The 14,743-nt window shown below is 61.5% G+C and carries 15 protein-coding genes and 1 pseudogene; 7 read left to right on the top strand and 9 right to left on the bottom strand.

The window, feature by feature from the left end:
• Positions 1-316: 316 nt before the first annotated feature.
• Complete coding sequence (tyrS, locus tag AB6O04_RS07295; protein WP_368563163.1) at positions 317-1,525, bottom strand: tyrosine--tRNA ligase; 1,209 nt, start codon at positions 1,523-1,525, stop codon at positions 317-319.
• Between the two features lie 180 nt (positions 1,526-1,705).
• On the opposite strand from tyrS, the gene AB6O04_RS07290 reads away from it, so the two are divergent.
• Both AB6O04_RS07290 and AB6O04_RS07285 read left to right on the top strand, forming a co-directional pair.
• Positions 1,706-3,163 carry a peptidoglycan DD-metalloendopeptidase family protein gene (locus tag AB6O04_RS07290; protein WP_368563162.1) on the top strand — a complete coding sequence of 486 codons (1,458 nt, stop codon included), beginning with the start codon at positions 1,706-1,708 and terminating at the stop codon, positions 3,161-3,163.
• Between the two features lie 81 nt (positions 3,164-3,244).
• Positions 3,245-4,381, top strand: coding sequence for an anhydro-N-acetylmuramic acid kinase (locus tag AB6O04_RS07285; protein ID WP_368563161.1), 1,137 nt, complete (start codon positions 3,245-3,247; stop codon positions 4,379-4,381).
• Positions 4,382-4,385: 4 nt separating this feature from the next.
• Here the strand turns inward: AB6O04_RS07285 and AB6O04_RS07280 are convergent, their stop codons facing one another.
• Genes AB6O04_RS07280 through AB6O04_RS07270 form a run of 3 tightly spaced genes read right to left on the bottom strand, consistent with a single transcriptional unit; the run spans position 4,386 to position 6,740 of the window.
• Positions 4,386-4,613, bottom strand: coding sequence for a hypothetical protein (locus AB6O04_RS07280; RefSeq protein WP_337343926.1), 228 nt, complete (start codon positions 4,611-4,613; stop codon positions 4,386-4,388).
• Positions 4,614-4,653: 40 nt separating this feature from the next.
• On the bottom strand, positions 4,654-5,970 hold the full coding sequence (locus tag AB6O04_RS07275) for an MFS transporter (RefSeq protein WP_368563160.1): 1,317 nt from the start codon (positions 5,968-5,970) through the stop codon (positions 4,654-4,656).
• Complete coding sequence (locus AB6O04_RS07270) at positions 5,967-6,740, bottom strand: exodeoxyribonuclease III (RefSeq protein WP_368563176.1); 774 nt, start codon at positions 6,738-6,740, stop codon at positions 5,967-5,969. Before AB6O04_RS07270 ends, AB6O04_RS07275 begins: the two co-directional genes overlap by 4 nt.
• A 117-nt stretch (positions 6,741-6,857) precedes the next feature.
• Between AB6O04_RS07270 and pyrE the strand changes: the two genes are divergently transcribed.
• Together pyrE and AB6O04_RS07260 are read left to right on the top strand one after the other, a co-directional pair.
• Positions 6,858-7,535 carry an orotate phosphoribosyltransferase gene (gene pyrE, locus AB6O04_RS07265; RefSeq protein ID WP_368563159.1) on the top strand — a complete coding sequence of 226 codons (678 nt, stop codon included), beginning with the start codon at positions 6,858-6,860 and terminating at the stop codon, positions 7,533-7,535.
• A gap of 18 nt (positions 7,536-7,553) precedes the next feature.
• Entirely contained in the window at positions 7,554-8,258 is a 705-nt protein-coding gene (locus AB6O04_RS07260) for a hypothetical protein (RefSeq protein ID WP_368563158.1), read from the top strand.
• Between the two features lie 63 nt (positions 8,259-8,321).
• On the opposite strand, the gene AB6O04_RS07255 is transcribed toward AB6O04_RS07260, so the two are convergent.
• The 3 genes from AB6O04_RS07255 to coaBC are packed head-to-tail and all read right to left on the bottom strand — an operon-like array spanning position 8,322 to position 12,352.
• Entirely contained in the window at positions 8,322-10,640 is a 2,319-nt protein-coding gene (locus AB6O04_RS07255; RefSeq protein WP_368563157.1) for a phosphomannomutase/phosphoglucomutase, read from the bottom strand.
• Between the two features lie 15 nt (positions 10,641-10,655).
• Complete coding sequence (gene dut / locus AB6O04_RS07250; RefSeq protein ID WP_368563156.1) at positions 10,656-11,129, bottom strand: dUTP diphosphatase; 474 nt, start codon at positions 11,127-11,129, stop codon at positions 10,656-10,658.
• The gene (coaBC, locus tag AB6O04_RS07245) at positions 11,126-12,352 is read right to left on the bottom strand and encodes a bifunctional phosphopantothenoylcysteine decarboxylase/phosphopantothenate--cysteine ligase CoaBC (protein WP_368563155.1); all 1,227 of its coding nucleotides are present in this window, start codon (positions 12,350-12,352) and stop codon (positions 11,126-11,128) included. Before coaBC ends, dut begins: the two co-directional genes overlap by 4 nt.
• Positions 12,353-12,448: 96 nt before the next feature.
• On the opposite strand from coaBC, the pseudogene radC reads away from it, so the two are divergent.
• Positions 12,449-12,961, top strand: a pseudogene (radC, locus tag AB6O04_RS07240) (DNA repair protein RadC); the annotation flags it as partial.
• Between the two features lie 227 nt (positions 12,962-13,188).
• On the opposite strand, the gene AB6O04_RS07235 reads toward radC, so the two are convergent.
• Positions 13,189-13,425: a helix-turn-helix domain-containing protein gene (locus tag AB6O04_RS07235; RefSeq protein ID WP_368563154.1), complete on the bottom strand. Its 237-nt coding sequence runs from the start codon at positions 13,423-13,425 to the stop codon at positions 13,189-13,191.
• Between the two features lie 92 nt (positions 13,426-13,517).
• Here AB6O04_RS07235 and AB6O04_RS07230 point away from each other — a divergent pair, with 92 nt between their 5' ends.
• Both AB6O04_RS07230 and AB6O04_RS07225 read left to right on the top strand, forming a co-directional pair.
• A complete protein-coding gene (locus AB6O04_RS07230) occupies positions 13,518-13,844 on the top strand; it encodes a hypothetical protein (protein WP_368563153.1) in 327 nt (108 codons plus the stop codon).
• Between the two features lie 6 nt (positions 13,845-13,850).
• Positions 13,851-14,189, top strand: coding sequence for a hypothetical protein (locus AB6O04_RS07225; RefSeq protein ID WP_368563152.1), 339 nt, complete (start codon positions 13,851-13,853; stop codon positions 14,187-14,189).
• Between the two features lie 133 nt (positions 14,190-14,322).
• Here AB6O04_RS07225 and AB6O04_RS07220 read toward each other — a convergent pair whose 3' ends face one another.
• Positions 14,323-14,658 carry a hypothetical protein gene (locus AB6O04_RS07220; protein ID WP_368563151.1) on the bottom strand — a complete coding sequence of 112 codons (336 nt, stop codon included), beginning with the start codon at positions 14,656-14,658 and terminating at the stop codon, positions 14,323-14,325.
• Positions 14,659-14,743 lie beyond the last annotated feature (85 nt).

Below are 14,743 nucleotides of genomic sequence, written 5' to 3'. Positions count from 1 at the left end.
GTCACCTGCGCACACTGTCAAAGAGCGTCGAAGTCGGCCTCAGCGCCTTCCTTCGTTTGCCCCAACGTTTCCGTCGAGGTGAGCCGCACATTATGTGGGGCTCTTGGTACTTCGTCAAGACCCTTTTTTAAGAAATCTTAGCAATCCGTTTCGCTACCCTGGTTGCCCGTTGGCTTGCGGCAACCCCTTTCGCGAAGGGGAGGAAAAGTATGACCCCGAACTTGGCTTTTGGGAAGAGCCGCGACGCAATTTTTTCCTGAATCTTCCTTGCGCCGAACGTAGAGCCAGCTTCTAGAACTGATGTCAGCCTGGTTCCCTACTGCCCGGTCAATCGGACCCGCGCGAAATTGCGCTTTCCTACCTGCAGCACACCCTCGAATCCAGGAAAGAACGCCTGATTGGGATCTTCCACCACTGCGCCGTCCACCCGCACCGCGCGCTCTTTCAGCTTGCGGCTGGCTTCGGAATTGCTCGGGGTGATGCCAGCGGCGGTCAGCAGGGCGCCGATACGTAAGCCTTCGGCGGGAATGGCGACCTCGTGCAAGGGCAGCAGGGAGGTATCGCCTTCACCGCGAACCACGGCATGCCAGCCGGCGATGGCCTGCTCTGCGGCCGCTGCATCATGGAAGCGGGTGGCAAGTTCCCGCGCGAGCCGGAGCTTTACATCGCGAGGATTCAGCTGTCCTGCAGCCACTTCGTTACGCAGTTGCTTCGCTTCTGCCGGGCCGATATCGAAACTGAGCAGCTCGATCCACCGCCACATCAGCTCGTCGCCGATCTTCAGGGTCTTAGTGACGATATCGATCGTCGGTTCACTGATGCCGATGTAGTTGCCCAAGGACTTGGACATCTTCTGTATGCCGTCCAATCCTTCCAAAAGCGGCATGGTCAGCACGATCTGCGGCGGTTGACCGTAGTGCTCTTGCAGGCCACGCCCCATCAGCAGGTTGAACTTCTGATCGGTGCCGCCAAGCTCCACATCGGCTTTCAGGGCCACCGAATCGTAGCCCTGCACCAGCGGATAGAGGAATTCATGAATGGCGATCGATTGCTGCGCCGCATACCGCTTGGCGAAGTCGTCCCGTTCCAGCATGCGAGCCACGGTGTGCTGGGCCGCCAACTTGATCATATCGGCAGCAGACATTTGGCCGAACCACTCGGAGTTGAATCGGACCTCGGTACGCGCTTTGTCCAGCACCTTGAACACTTGGTCGGCATAGGTCTGCGCGTTGGCCAAGACGTCTTCGCGTGTCAACGGCTTACGGGTGACGTTCTTGCCCGTGGGGTCGCCGATCATTCCGGTGAAATCGCCGATCAGGAAGATGACTTGATGGCCCAGCTCCTGGAACTGGCGCATCTTGTTCAGCAAAACGGTATGGCCGATATGCAGATCCGGAGCCGTGGGATCGAACCCTGCCTTGATACGCAGGGGGCGGCCCAGCTTCAAGCGGGCCTCCAGTTCTTCCAGCTTCAGGATCTCGTCGGCGCCGCGGCCGATCAATGCAAGGGCTTGTTCAGTGGACAAAACGTCGGTTCCGGTGAGGTGTGGCGCCGTGAAGGGCTAGTTATAGAAGTGAAGCGAAAGTTAAAGTAATGCGATCCGTGACGCCGGTCAAAAAGCTAATGAACTCAATGATTTGACGCGGACATTTCGTGTGTCTATGGTACGCCGATTGGGTCTCCTTCTTGGACCCGGGTTTAGACAATGCATTCTCACGGGGACGGCGACCGCCGTAAGCAACGTTTCCAGGAACGCCTGGAAGTCCTGCGCGATACAACGCTGCACCAGCAAATGAAGCGACATCTGCCGGCTGGCCGCTGGACGCGCCGCCATTGGATCCACGCCAGCTTGTTCACCACCATCGGCATTCTGGTGGCCACCATCGTGCCGGGTTTCTCCAATGCCATCCAGGTACCGATGTCGGAACCTCGGGCGACGTTGACTCTGCAACTGCCTGAGCTGCCTTCCGGCGAGTTGGCTGGCATTGAGGGCGATAGCTGGCAGATGGTGAAGGTCAAGCCGGGCCAGACGCTGGGCGCGATCTTCCAAGAGCTTGGCATTTCTGCCACCACCATGCATCTGATTTTGAAGAATGCGGACGCCAAAGCCGCGTTGACCCGGCTTAAACCGGGTGCCGAGATCGGCTTCGATCTGCCGGTCACCGGCACGCTACGGACATTGCGTTATGACCGTGACCCCGCACATCGGGTCGAACTCTCATTAGTCGGCGATACGGTCAAGGAAAAGGTCATTGCCCGCGAGACCGCCACCCGCACGGTGGTACTCAGCGGCAAGGTAGGCCGGTCGTTGAACCGTTCCGCCCGTAACGCTGGACTCACCGCCTCCAACATACGTTCGCTGACAGATGACATCTTCAAGTACGACATCGACTTCAACTCCGACCTGAGCGCCAATGATCGCTTCAGCGTGGTGGTGGAGCAGACCTGGCGCGAAGGCGAACTGGTGGAAACCAGCCCGGTGCTGGCCGCCACCTTTACCGTCAAGGGCAAGTTGCACTCCGGTTTCCGCTATGCGCGCACCGGCGCCAAGCCGGAGTACTTCACCGCCGAAGGCCGGCCGCTGAAGAAGAGCTTCATTCGCATGCCGATTCAATATGCGCGGCTGAGTTCCAAGTTCGGAGCACGCCGCCATCCGGTGCTGGGCACGATGCGCATGCACAAGGGCGTGGACTACGCGGCACCGACAGGCACCCCGATCATGGCAGCCGGCGACGCACGGGTTCAATTCGCAGGCTGGCAGGGTGGCTACGGCCGCACTGTCGTCCTGGACCATGGCCGCGGCCACACCACCCTGTACGGCCACATGTCGCGGCTGGGCAACATCAAACAGGGCCAGCGAGTCGCGCAGGGCACCGTGATCGGCTACGTCGGCACCACTGGTCTATCCACTGGTCCGCACCTGCATTACGAATTCCGCGTCAACGGCGTGCACCGCAATCCGCTGTCGGTCACCATGCCGCCGCCGGAGCCGCTGTCCGGTGCGCAGCTGGCTTCGTTCCGCACCCAGACAGCTAACGCGCTGGCGCGTATCCGCACTGTCGAAAACATCATCTATGCCGATGTCGGTGCCGGCACGTCGCCGTCGCGAACGGCGGTCGCGGCGTCCAAACCTGCAGCAGCCAGGAAGCAGAAGAAAGGCTGACAGCAGCGGATCAGGCAAATCGCTGTGGTTGAATAGGCGGGCTTCACAGTCCGCCTTTCTACTTTTTGGAATCCTGGTTTCATGCCTGATATCCCGCCTGCGGCTTCCAACCTGTACCTGGGCCTGATTTCCGGTACCAGCGCCGATGGTATCGATGCCGCTTTGGTGCGCTTTTCGGAGCATTCATCGCCACTCCGTTGCGAGCTGGTCATGGGCCGCACATACCCGTGGGATCCGGCGCTGCGAGAAGAATTGATTGTGCTGGGGCAAGGTGCCGAAACGGTATCACTGGATGCACTAGGCTCACTGGATGCACAAACTGCCCTGGCCTTCGCCGACGCTGCATTGAATCTGGTCAGCGCTGCGGGCTTGTCGCGCAGCAGCGTGGCTGCCATTGGTTCGCACGGGCAAACCATCCGCCATCGTCCGCACGCCAATCCGCCTTTCACCTGGCAGCTGGGCGACGGCAATGTCATTGCCGAACGCACTGGGATAAATACTGTCGCCGATTTCCGCCGCCGCGACGTGGCGGCGGGCGGCCATGGTGCGCCGTTGATGCCCGCCTTCCATGCCGCGCTGCTGCACACGCCCGATGAGAACCGTGCCGTTTTAAATCTCGGCGGCATAGGCAACTTCACCTTGCTTCCCAAGCACGGCGATGTTCGCGGATTCGACACCGGCCCGGCCAATGCACTGATGGATGCATGGTGCGAACGGCATACCGGCAAGCCTTTCGATGCCGCGGGTGCTTTCGCCGCCAGCGGCCGGGTGGACGATGCCCTGCTCTCACGCTTGCTCGCCGATTCCTGGTTTTCGCTGCCGCCACCCAAAAGCACCGGCCGCGAGCAGTTCCACCTGCGTTGGCTGGAAATGCAATTGGATGATTCCGATCGAACACCTGCCGATGTGCAAGCCACGCTGCTGGAACTTACCGCGATCACGGTAGCCGACGCGCTGCGCGCGACCCAGCCCGACACCCACCGGGTGCTAGTCTGCGGCGGCGGGGTGCACAACCGGGCGCTGATGGCGCGGATCACAGCACGTCTTCCGGCAACCAAGGTCGAGTCGACGGCAGCGCATGGCCTGGATCCGGACTATGTGGAAGCCATGGGCTTTGCCTGGCTGGCTCGCGAAACCCTGGCGGGGCGGCCAAGCAATCTGCCATCGGTCACCGGAGCGAAGGGACTGCGCGTGCTGGGGGCCGTCTATCCGGCCTGATCCTTCAGAATCCTTTGCCCGCCGGCACTTCCTTCAAGGCATTGATAGCTGCCGAGAGGACATCGACCTCGTTATTGTCGAAGCCACTCCGCACTTCCGCTTCACAGGCGAACAAGCCCTGCTCCAGCAGGTTGAAGATGGTTTCGTGGATGTTCCAACCGCGTGCCGCGGCGACACGGCGGATGCGGTCGGCCAGCACCGGATCGATGTCTTTCAGCACGATGTCGGTCATGTTGTCCCCTTGATTCGCAACACAGCCACGGCGAACGCACTCAAGCCGATTCGCCGCTCACCACCGGATCCTTGATACGCCTCCACAGCCAGGCAAGCAATAGCAGCGTCGGCACCACCGTCATCGCACTCAGCAGGAAGAACGTGCTGTAGGACGAAGCTTCCACGATATATCCAGACACGCCGCCGATGAACTTGCCCGGCAGGTTCGCCAGCGATACCAGCAACGCATATTGGGTCGCGGTGAAATTGCGATTGGTGAGCGAGGACATGAACGCCACCAGCACCGTCCCCGCGAAACCCTGGGATAGATTGTCGGCGGTGATGGCGGCGTAGAACGCCCAGATCTCCGATGGGTGCTCCGCCATCAGCATGAAGGCGAGGTTGGACAGCGCCACGGCCAGTGCCGCGACCGCCAACATGCGGCGGAAGCCGAAAGCCGCGACGCAGAATCCGCCCAGGAATGCTCCGGCGATGCCCGTCCAAACGCCATAAAGCTTGGACACCGTGGCAATGTCGGCCTTGGTATAGCCCGAATCCAGATAGAACGGCCCTGCCATTACGCCGATGACCTGATCCGGGAATTTGAACAATCCCACGAACAACAACAGCGACAGACCCAGCAACAAGCCGTTGGTTGAAAAAAAGCTTGAAAACGGCTGCCAGAACGCCCCAACGAAATCGATCTTGCGTATTACGGTGGTCTCAGGGGCAACCGGCTCCCTGCTTAGCAGAGTGGCGGCTATGGGCAATACCATCAGGCCCGACATCCAGAGATAGGCCGACCGCCAGCCGCTGAACTCGGCGATATACAACGCGCCCGCGCCCGCGACGATCAAGCCGACGCGGTAGCCGAGCGTGTAGGTGGCCGCCAGTGCAGCTTGCGCGGCTGCAGGCGCGATTTCGATGCGGTACGCATCCACCGCTGAATCCTGCGTGGCACCAGCGAAGGACGCGAACAAGACCCAGGTCACCAACGACGTAACGCCCAGCTCCGGCCGGGTGAACGCCAAAGCCACCAAACCGATAGCCACACCCAGCTGCGCGGCCAGCAGCCACGAACGTCGCCGCCCCAGGAATGCCGTCAAGGGAAACACATAGCGATCGATCAACGGTGCCCATAGGAACTTCAACAGATAGAAGAAGCTCGCCAAGCTGATCAGTCCAATACTGCCCAGATCCAGCCCGACATCGCGCAAGCGGGTGGACAGCGTCATCGACGCGATCAGCAGGAACGGCAATCCGCTGCCAAAGCCCAGGAACAACATGGTCAGCGCCGAAGGCGTTCCAAAGGCACGCTTGATGCCAGCCCACCCTTTGTACGAAGTCGGCTTGGCGCCAGCGCTGGCTTGGCTCATTCCGCGTAATCCACCGTAAATGGCGCATGGTCCGAGAACCGTTCGCCGGTGTAGATCGAGCAGGCTTTCAGTTTGTTACGCAGGGACGGGGTAACGACCTGGTAGTCGATGCGCCAACCGACGTTATTGGCGCGTGCTGCGCCCCGGTTACTCCACCAGGTGTAATCCTGGCCTTCCGGGTTCAGCGCCCGATATGCGTCCACCCAGCCGCCTTCTTCCACGCACAGGCCATTTAGCCAGTCGCGTTCGGCGGGCAAACACCCCGAGTTTTTCTGGTTGGACGTCCAGTTCTTGATGTCCATGCGCGAACGCACGATGTTCCAGTCGCCGCACAGCACGTAATCGCGGCCACTCTTCAGCCACTCCTGGAAGATCGGCGCCAGCCAGTCCATGACCTTGAATTTGAAATCCTGGCGCATCTCGCCGGACGAACCGGAAGGAATGTAGAACGACACTACGCTGAGGTTGCCGAATCGCGCTTCCAGGTAGCGGCCCTCTTCGTCAAACGCTTCCCAGCCCAATGCCGTGCGCACCTCATCAGGTTCGCGCCGGCTGTAGACCGCCACGCCGCTGTAGCCCTTCTTGGTGGTGGCATCGCGGAACCACGCCTTGTAGCCGTCCGGCAGGAATGCGGGCCCGGCCAGCTGATGTTCCTGCGCCTTGGTTTCCTGCACGCACAGGACGTCGGCCTGCTGCTTGGAGAACCATTCGAAGAATCCCTTGTTGGCTGCCGAACGCAGCCCGTTGGCATTGAAACTGACGACTCTCATGATGCGGAATAGTGGCTGGCGAGAAGGAGCAAGCATAACCCGCCGCCTGGAACCACTACGCCTTCTTAATTGGATTCAGTTACGCTTCCTTTCACCCCTCCCCACCCGGCGACGACCGTGCAAGATCATCGCTCCCGTTTCCTGCAGTTGGCGCTACGTGCGCAGGCGCTGCGTTTTGGCGAATTCACCCTGAAATCCGGACGGCTCAGCCCTTATTTCTTCAACGCCGGCCGCTTCGACAGTGGCGCCAAGCTGGACGAGCTGGCGGCCTGTTATGCCGACGCGGTGGATGCTTCGGGGGTTGAGTTCGATCTGCTGTTTGGCCCGGCGTACAAAGGCATTCCGCTGGCGACTGCATTGGCATGCGAATTCGCCCGCCGCGGCCGCGATCTTCCGGTGGCGTTCAACCGCAAGGAGATCAAGGACCACGGCGAAGGCGGATTGCTGATCGGTGCTCCGCTGGCCGATCGCCGAGTACTGGTCGTCGATGATGTGATCACCGCTGGTACGGCCATCCGTGAAGCGCTGGGCCTGATCCGTGCCGGCGGTGGTACACCGGCCGGCATCGTGGTGGCGCTGGACCGGCAGGAAGTGATGGGCGATGCGTCGGCAGGCGAATCCGGCACCCGCCGCTCCGCCGCACAGGATGTCTCAGAAGAAACCGGCGTGCCGGTGATCGCCGTGGCCAGCTTGCACGACCTGCTTGCTTTTGCCGGCGAAAGCGCCGAACTTGTGCATCATCGCGACCGTCTACTCGCCTATCGGGCGAGCTACGGCAGCGTACATTCGGATTGATTGCAGCAGGGGGCTGCGATGATGCGGAACACACCACTATGGCTGGCGGCGACGCTGCTGGCGCTGTTGCCGTCCGCGGTGGCGGCGCAAAGCGGTACGGCGTCCAAAAAACTTTACTGCTGGAACCAAAACGGCCAACGCATCTGCAGCGATGCCTTGCCCGCCGAGGCGGTGAACGCCGCGCGCGAGGAGATCAGCGTCCAAAGCGGACTGAAAGTCGGCGAAGTGCAGCGCGCACTGACCGAAGAAGAACGCGCGCAAGCCGCGGTGGATGCCGCCCAGCGGCAGCTCGACCTGGCGGCGGAAGAAACCCGTCGCCGCACCGATGAAGCCATGCTGCTGTCCTACCGCACTGAGGAGGAGCTGCGCCGGGTATTCGGCGAGCGTACCGCCATCGTCGACAACAACATCCGCACCGCCCGCTTCAACGTCGCCAGCCTGCGCGACGGACTGGTCAGCCTGCTGCAGACCACGGGTGATCGGGAACTGGCAGGCAAGCCGATCCCGGCGGAAATGACAAGCAACATCCGCCAACGGCACAACGCGCTATTGCGCCAGCACCGCTTGCAGCAGAACTTCGAAAAACAACGCGTCGAACTGGACGCGGAAATCGCTGAGATCCTCCACCGTTACCGCGTCAAGAAGGGTCTGCTGCCGGCAGCTTCACCGGAGAGTTCGACAGCGGCCAATCCGCCTGCAGCCAAGCCCACGTCCACGCAGTAAACAGAGCGGCGGAGCAGTAGGATGCCGGTGTGCCCGGCATCCCTGTATAGCGAGACAATCTGACTAGAACGTCGGCTTCAGCTCCGGCGCGATCGTCAACAGGTGGGCACGGAACGCGTCCTTGATACGCGCCAGCGCCTCCTGATTGTCAGCCTCAAAGCGCAGTACCAAGATGGGCGTGGTATTGGAGGCTCGAAGCAGTCCCCAGCCATCGTCCCAGTCGGCGCGCAAACCATCCGTGGTGGAAATGCGAGCGCCTTCGAAGTTGGCGGTGTCGACGAACCGCTCCACTACCTCATGCGGAGTGCCGGTCTCCACCGGTACCTTCAGTTCCGGAGTGGAGATACCGTCGGGTAGCGTCGCCAACACTTCCGAAGGCGTTTCAGGACGGCCCGCCAGGATTTCCAGCAGGCGCGCTGCCGAATACAGGCCATCGTCAAAGCCGTACCAGCGTTCCTGGAAGAAGAAGTGGCCGCTCATTTCGCCGGCCAATTCGGCGCCGGTTTCGCGCATCTTGGCTTTGATCAGCGAATGCCCCGTCTTCCACATCATCGGCGTACCGCCGTAACGCAGCACCCAGGCTTGCAGCTTGCCCGTGCATTTGACGTCGTAGATGATCAGCGCGCCGGGGTTGCGTTCCAGCACGTCGGCAGCGAACAGCATCAGCAGCCGGTCGGGGAACACGATCTCGCCTTCCTTGGTCACCACGCCAAGGCGGTCGCCATCGCCGTCGAACGCCACGCCGAGATCGGCGTCGAAGCGCTTCACCGTCTGAATCAGGTCTTCCAGGTTGTGCGGCTCGCTGGGGTCGGGATGGTGATTAGGGAAAGTCCCGTCCACATCGCAATAAAGCGGAATGACTTCGGCACCGATCGCTTCCAATAGTTGCGGCGCGATATCGCCCGCCACACCGTTGCCGGCATCGACGACCACCTTGAGCGGGCGATCCAACTGCACGTCATCGGCGATACGCTGAATGTAATCGGCGGCGACGTCGCGCTGCTGCAGATCGCCATGCGTTTTGCCCGTATGCAGGCGGTTTTCGTTGATCCGGTTGTAGAGGTCGGTAATGGCATCGCCAGAAAGCGTCCGTCCGCCCACCACGATCTTGAAACCGTTGTAGTCCGGTGGGTTATGGCTACCGGTGACGGCCACGCAACTGCCGGTTCGCAGGTGATAAGCGGCGAAATAGGCGACGGGGGTGGAAGCCATGCCGATATCGACGACATTGCGCCCGGCCCGGCGCAAACCGGCAACCAGCCCATCCACCAGGTCCGGACCGGACAGGCGTCCATCCCGTCCCACCACGATGTCGCTCAGATCCTCTTCCTGCATCACGGTGCCAATGGCTTGGCCGATCAGTTCGGCGACTTCCACGTTCAAGGTCTGGCCGACGATGCCGCGAATGTCATAGGCCCGGAAAATTCCGGGATCGACTGCGATCTGTCTCATGTACTCGTCCTTCGGGGGGGGAGGCGCGGCACGGGCGGGCGTCGGCAACGGTTCACGCTGCAGCGCCTGCCCCAATGTGGTTTCGTCGCCTTCTTCCTCCGCGTCGCCGCGGGACTTCAGGCGGGGCAGGCGGATTCCGCCGCGCGCTACCAGCAGCGCCGCCACCGCCAGCACGGCGAGTAATCCCGCCAGAATCAGGCTGGGCAATGCGCCCATGCCAAAAGCACCGGCCTCGCTGTCGGGCACGGCCGCGGCCACCCGCAATCCCGTCTTGCCGACAGAGTGCGCCAGCACCTCGGCCCCCTCCTTGAGTGCGGCGTTGCCTTTCTCACGAACGTCGTAGCTGCCTTGTCGCAATGCCAGATAAGCCGTGTCGGCCACGCTGACCGCATCAAAACCGGCGGTCAATTCGGTAAGCGGCAAGCGCACGTACACCACGCCTTGCGGTACCGCGGCCGCCAGACCGAACTTGGGCTGCTTGTCGTCGCGAACCACCCGGGCAGCGACGTGATCGCCGCGCATACCGTCTTCCAGCAATGCCAGCTTGCTGAAGCCGAATGTCACCGGCTCGGCGTAACCGGCATCCAGACTGCCGGGGAGTATTTCCACGTGTTCGACTTGCGGCCAGTCCTTCTGGATGGCGGCGATGGCGGCGACCGTGTCGTTCGCCGCCAAAGCACTTTTTACCGGCGGCGAAGCCAGGCGCTCGGCCAGCTTGCGCGCTTGCGCAGCGTGGGTCGACGTCAGCGTCGTCACCGCATTGTCCCGAGCCCGTTGCAGATCTTCCGCCAGCTGAGCATCGCGCCATTGGCGTACGCCCATCCACCCCAGCCATACCGCCAGCACCACCAACAGAACCGCCAGCAACGCCAGCACTCGCCCGTGCTGCGGTGCCCGCGGCGGCGACTGGCTCTCGCTCGTCTTGATCATTTTCGTTTTCCCCTGTCAGCGGACGCCGGTATGGCCAAAGCCACCCGCACCGCGCGCGCTGTCGGCGAAAGTATCCACCACCTGCAGGCTGACGCGCACCACCGGCAGGACGACCAACTGAGCGATACGATCACCCGGTTCGATCGTGAAGGCCGCATGGCCCCGGTTCCAGACGCTGATCAGCAAAGGTCCTTGGTAGTCGGCATCGATCAAACCGGTGCCGTTGCCCAGCACGATGCCATGGCGGTGACCCAGGCCGGAGCGCGGCAGCACCACCGCGCATAGTTGCGGATCGCCCAGATGCAACGAGATGCCACTAGGTACCAAGGCGGTGTCGCCAGGTTCCAGAACCAAGGGCGTTTCGATCGCCGCGCGCAGGTCCATCCCAGCGCTGGCGTCCGTGGCATAAGCCGGCAACGGCCAGGTATCGCCGAAACGGGGATCCAGCAGCTTCACTTCCACGGCGCGGGGTGCGGATAGCAGGGTCATGCGTTCAGGCGCTCCACGATCAGGTCCAGGAGTTCATCAGCCAGTTGCGTCTTGGGCGCGGAGGCGAATGCCCGCTCGCCATCCTTCCAAAAGGCGGTCATCGCATTGCTGTCGCTCTCGAAGCCGCCATCGGCGATGCCAACACGGTTGGCAACGATCATGTCCAGGCGCTTGGCGACCAACTTCTTACGGGCGTACTCGGCGACTTTCTCAGTTTCCGCCGCAAATCCCACCACCAGCTTCAATCCCTGGGTCTGGGCCGCCACTTCGGACAAGATGTCCGGGGTGCGCACCAGATCCAGTGCCAGCGACTCGCTGGACTTCTTGATCTTGTTGGCCGCCGGCAGCCGCGGTGTGTAGTCGGCAACTGCTGCCGCGCCAATGTAGATATCGGCGGGGAATGCGGCGAACACCGCTTCGCGCATTTGCGCCGCCGATCGCACATTGACCCGGGTCACACCGGGCGGTGTGGGCAGAGTCACCGGGCCGGCGATCAGCACTACCTCGGCACCGCGCCTGGCCGCGCTGGCCGCCACCGCGAAACCCATCTTGCCGCTGCTGCGATTGCCCAAATATCGGACCGGATCCAGATCCTCGTAAGTAGGGCCGGCACTGACCACCAGCCGGATGCCGGCCAAGGTGGGTTCCGCCGCTTGCGCAGGCTGTCTCGCCACGAGTGCCGTCACGATGGCTTCCGGTTCGCTAAGCCGGCCTGGACCGGATTCGCCCTCGGCCAACGGACCATCTTCCGGGCCGATCACTTGAACGCCCCGCCCGCGCAGTGTCGCGATATTGGCTTGGGTGGCCGGATGCAGCCACATGCGGTGGTTCATGGCCGGCGCCACGGTCAGCGGCGCCGTCGTCGCCAGACACAGGGTGGTCACCAGGTCATCGGCCAAGCCGTGCGCCAGCTTGGCCAGCAGATCGGCGGTGGCTGGCGCAATCAGGATGCGGCTGGCCCAGCGGGCCAGTTCGATATGTCCCATCGCTGCTTCCGCCGCTCCATCCCACAATGTGGTGCGGGTGGGCTGTCCGGACAGCGCCTGGAAACTCAGCGGCGTGACGAACTGCTGCGCGCCGGCGGTCATGGCAACCTGCACTTCGGCACCCGCCTCTTTCAAACGCCGCGCCAGCTCCAGCGATTTATAGGCGGCAATCCCACCGCCCACACACAGCAAAATACGCTGTTGCTCCAGCGAGGGCGGTTGGGTCGATCCTGTCACGTCAGCGATTTCCTACCTCCGAACCAGCGGTTAGCTTACCCGATGCGCCTGTAAAGCCCGACGGCGCGTGCGCAGATCGAAATGCATTCTGGTTCTATGCACATCCGCGATTGGCCCGCCGAAGAACGCCCCCGTGAAAAGCTGCTCAGCCGCGGCGCCGCGGCACTGAGCGATGCCGAATTGCTGGCGATATTCCTGGGCTCGGGCCTGCGCGGCAGCGACGCGGTGACCACGGCGCGCAACCTGCTGGCCCGTCATGGTCCCCTGCGCAAGCTGCTGGAGCGGCCGCCCACGGAAATGTCCAAGCTGCCGGCACTGGGACCTGCGCGCACCTGCCAGTTGGCGGCGGCGCTGGAGCTGGGCCACCGGTATCTGGCGGCTTCACTGGAGCGCGGCCTGGCGGTTACCGATCCATCCGCCGCGGGGCGGTATTTCGCGCAACGACTGAGAGGACGACCGCATGAGGTCTTCGCTGCCTTGTTCATGGACACCCGACACCGCACGGTCGCCTTCGAGGAGCTGTTCCAAGGCTCCATCGACAGCGCGGAGATCCATCCACGCGAGGTCGTGCGTCGGGCTCTGATCCATAACGCGGCGGCCGTGATCGTCGTATTTTACATTGTAAACGGGAATGTTGCATCACGGATTTACTATAATTTTCAATAACTTACCGGGTGCAAATTGATATCCCGCGTTGCGCCATGAATGTTGCACTCTCCGGCCAGGGCCTAGTACAGCTTTCATTATCCAAAGGCTCGACGTATACGGTGCGCAATCAGAATACTAATCACTTGACCGTGCCTTTGCCTGAGACTAATTGACATCGCGCTAGCTAGCTAGCGAGCGCGCTTGGCGTCAACTTGGTCGAGCAGCTGGCTAGCTGACATCCCCAGGGCGGCAGAAATCCTGACAATGGTCGAGAGCCGGCAATCCTTGAGGCCTTGCTCGATATGTCCAAGTTGGGTTCGGTGCATCCCCAACACGGCAGCGAAGGCCTCCTGCGAGTAGCCCAAGCCTAGCCTTGCCGATTGAACGGCCTTTCCGAATTTGAGCTGGACGCTGGCGCCTCCCATGGCGCAAAGCGTCGGTCCCGTAGCATTTTCGGTCTACAGTATTTACGGTAGCATTTTGACCCGATTCGTCGCCCCTTTTCCAAGGAGGTTCCATGAGCCTGTTCCTTATAGCACCAGACCTGGACCTGACCTTGGAGGTCCCCATTCCGCCCGATTCCCTGGATGCGATATCCCGTTACTTGGCGGCGGTCAAAGACGGATGGGAGCACGAGAACTTCTGCAAGCGCCTCTCCGAGGAGATTGGTCGAGTGTTGCCAGACGTCATCGACTGGAAACTCAAACCGCCAACCAAAGCCCAAATGGCCTTTGCACGCTCTCTATGCCGCCAGTTGGACATTCCCCTTCCCACCGATGCCGCCACGATGCGAGGGGCAATGCACAGGTTTATCGAACTCAACTCGCTGCGTCTGCGCGATTGAGATCGCATGCGTACCCCTGCTGTTGCCACCTTCCCGCCCATCCGTATGAAGCAGTCGGACGCCTTGGCTCAGGCCATTGAGTTTGAACTGATCTACTACCATCGCCATCGCATGGCTCTGCGGAATGGACGGCTGATGTCGTTGCTCCGGCAAGAACTCGCTGCGCCTCAGCCACGGTCAAGCCGCATCAATCAGCTTCATGAGGCGATGGCGCTCAATCAGAAGCTCAAATCCGACCCTAAGGACACGCACCTGGAAGTGCTCGTACCGTTACGCCTAGGGGTTAGTTGGAAAAGCATTGAGGTAGCCGAACATTTCATGACCGATCCAGCGAACTGGCGATAGCGCGGCCTTTGATTGTGGTACTTACCGCCAAGCGATTGGACACGGCCGCCAACTGGACTGGACACTGCAGCCGGAGGAGCTGGACAGGGCGGCAGGCTGGACACATCTCTTCGCTAAGGGTCGTAAGGCGCCTTCATTCTGCTGGGATGCAAACCTCGGTTCGGAATGGCGTAATACCAGCTTCGTAATACTTACCCTGCCTAGCCCATTCGTTGATGACGAAGTTTGCTGAAACATCCTTGCAGCCGGTGTCATGATCGAAGATCGATCGATACTGCTCCCACGAAAGGGCGAACGAAATCCCCTCTCTCGGAAACAAGACGATACTCTCGCGTCCATCCAGTGATGGCGGGTTCTTCCCAGCCGGGGTAGAAGCTTCACCATCCACATAGTCCATTACAAATACGCCCGGCGACTCAGCGTTGCCGATTCCATGCAAAAGCGGAAGCGTGATTGGATTCTTCGTCAAGTTCACAACTCTAAGGTCCAGATAGCTCTTATGAGCAGATACAAGTGTGCAGACATTGCCCAACTGGCATGCATCGTCACTGGCT

It is taken from the genome of Pseudoxanthomonas sp. UTMC 1351, from assembly GCF_040948865.1.
Taxonomy (GTDB): Bacteria; Pseudomonadota; Gammaproteobacteria; order Xanthomonadales; family Xanthomonadaceae; genus Pseudoxanthomonas_A.
The sequence above is the reverse complement of the archived record's forward strand: the minus strand, read 5'-3'. Positions and strand labels throughout refer to the sequence as shown.

What these genes read in the sequence shown, in the direction of transcription:
- AB6O04_RS07230 (WP_368563153.1), top strand. Translation starts at nt 13,518, where the DNA reads ATGAGCCTGTTCCTTATAGCACCAGACCTGGACCTGACCTTGGAGGTC.
- AB6O04_RS07225 (WP_368563152.1), top strand. Translation starts at nt 13,851, where the DNA reads ATGCGTACCCCTGCTGTTGCCACCTTCCCGCCCATCCGTATGAAGCAG.
- AB6O04_RS07270 (WP_368563176.1), bottom strand. Translation starts at nt 6,740, where the DNA reads ATGAGAGTCGTCAGTTTCAATGCCAACGGGCTGCGTTCGGCAGCCAAC.
- AB6O04_RS07235 (WP_368563154.1), bottom strand. Translation starts at nt 13,425, where the DNA reads ATGGGAGGCGCCAGCGTCCAGCTCAAATTCGGAAAGGCCGTTCAATCG.
- AB6O04_RS07285 (WP_368563161.1), top strand. Translation starts at nt 3,245, where the DNA reads ATGCCTGATATCCCGCCTGCGGCTTCCAACCTGTACCTGGGCCTGATT.
- dut (WP_368563156.1), bottom strand. Translation starts at nt 11,129, where the DNA reads ATGACCCTGCTATCCGCACCCCGCGCCGTGGAAGTGAAGCTGCTGGAT.
- AB6O04_RS07275 (WP_368563160.1), bottom strand. Translation starts at nt 5,970, where the DNA reads ATGAGCCAAGCCAGCGCTGGCGCCAAGCCGACTTCGTACAAAGGGTGG.
- AB6O04_RS07260 (WP_368563158.1), top strand. Translation starts at nt 7,554, where the DNA reads ATGATGCGGAACACACCACTATGGCTGGCGGCGACGCTGCTGGCGCTG.
- AB6O04_RS07255 (WP_368563157.1), bottom strand. Translation starts at nt 10,640, where the DNA reads ATGATCAAGACGAGCGAGAGCCAGTCGCCGCCGCGGGCACCGCAGCAC.
- AB6O04_RS07290 (WP_368563162.1), top strand. Translation starts at nt 1,706, where the DNA reads ATGCATTCTCACGGGGACGGCGACCGCCGTAAGCAACGTTTCCAGGAA.
- AB6O04_RS07280 (WP_337343926.1), bottom strand. Translation starts at nt 4,613, where the DNA reads ATGACCGACATCGTGCTGAAAGACATCGATCCGGTGCTGGCCGACCGC.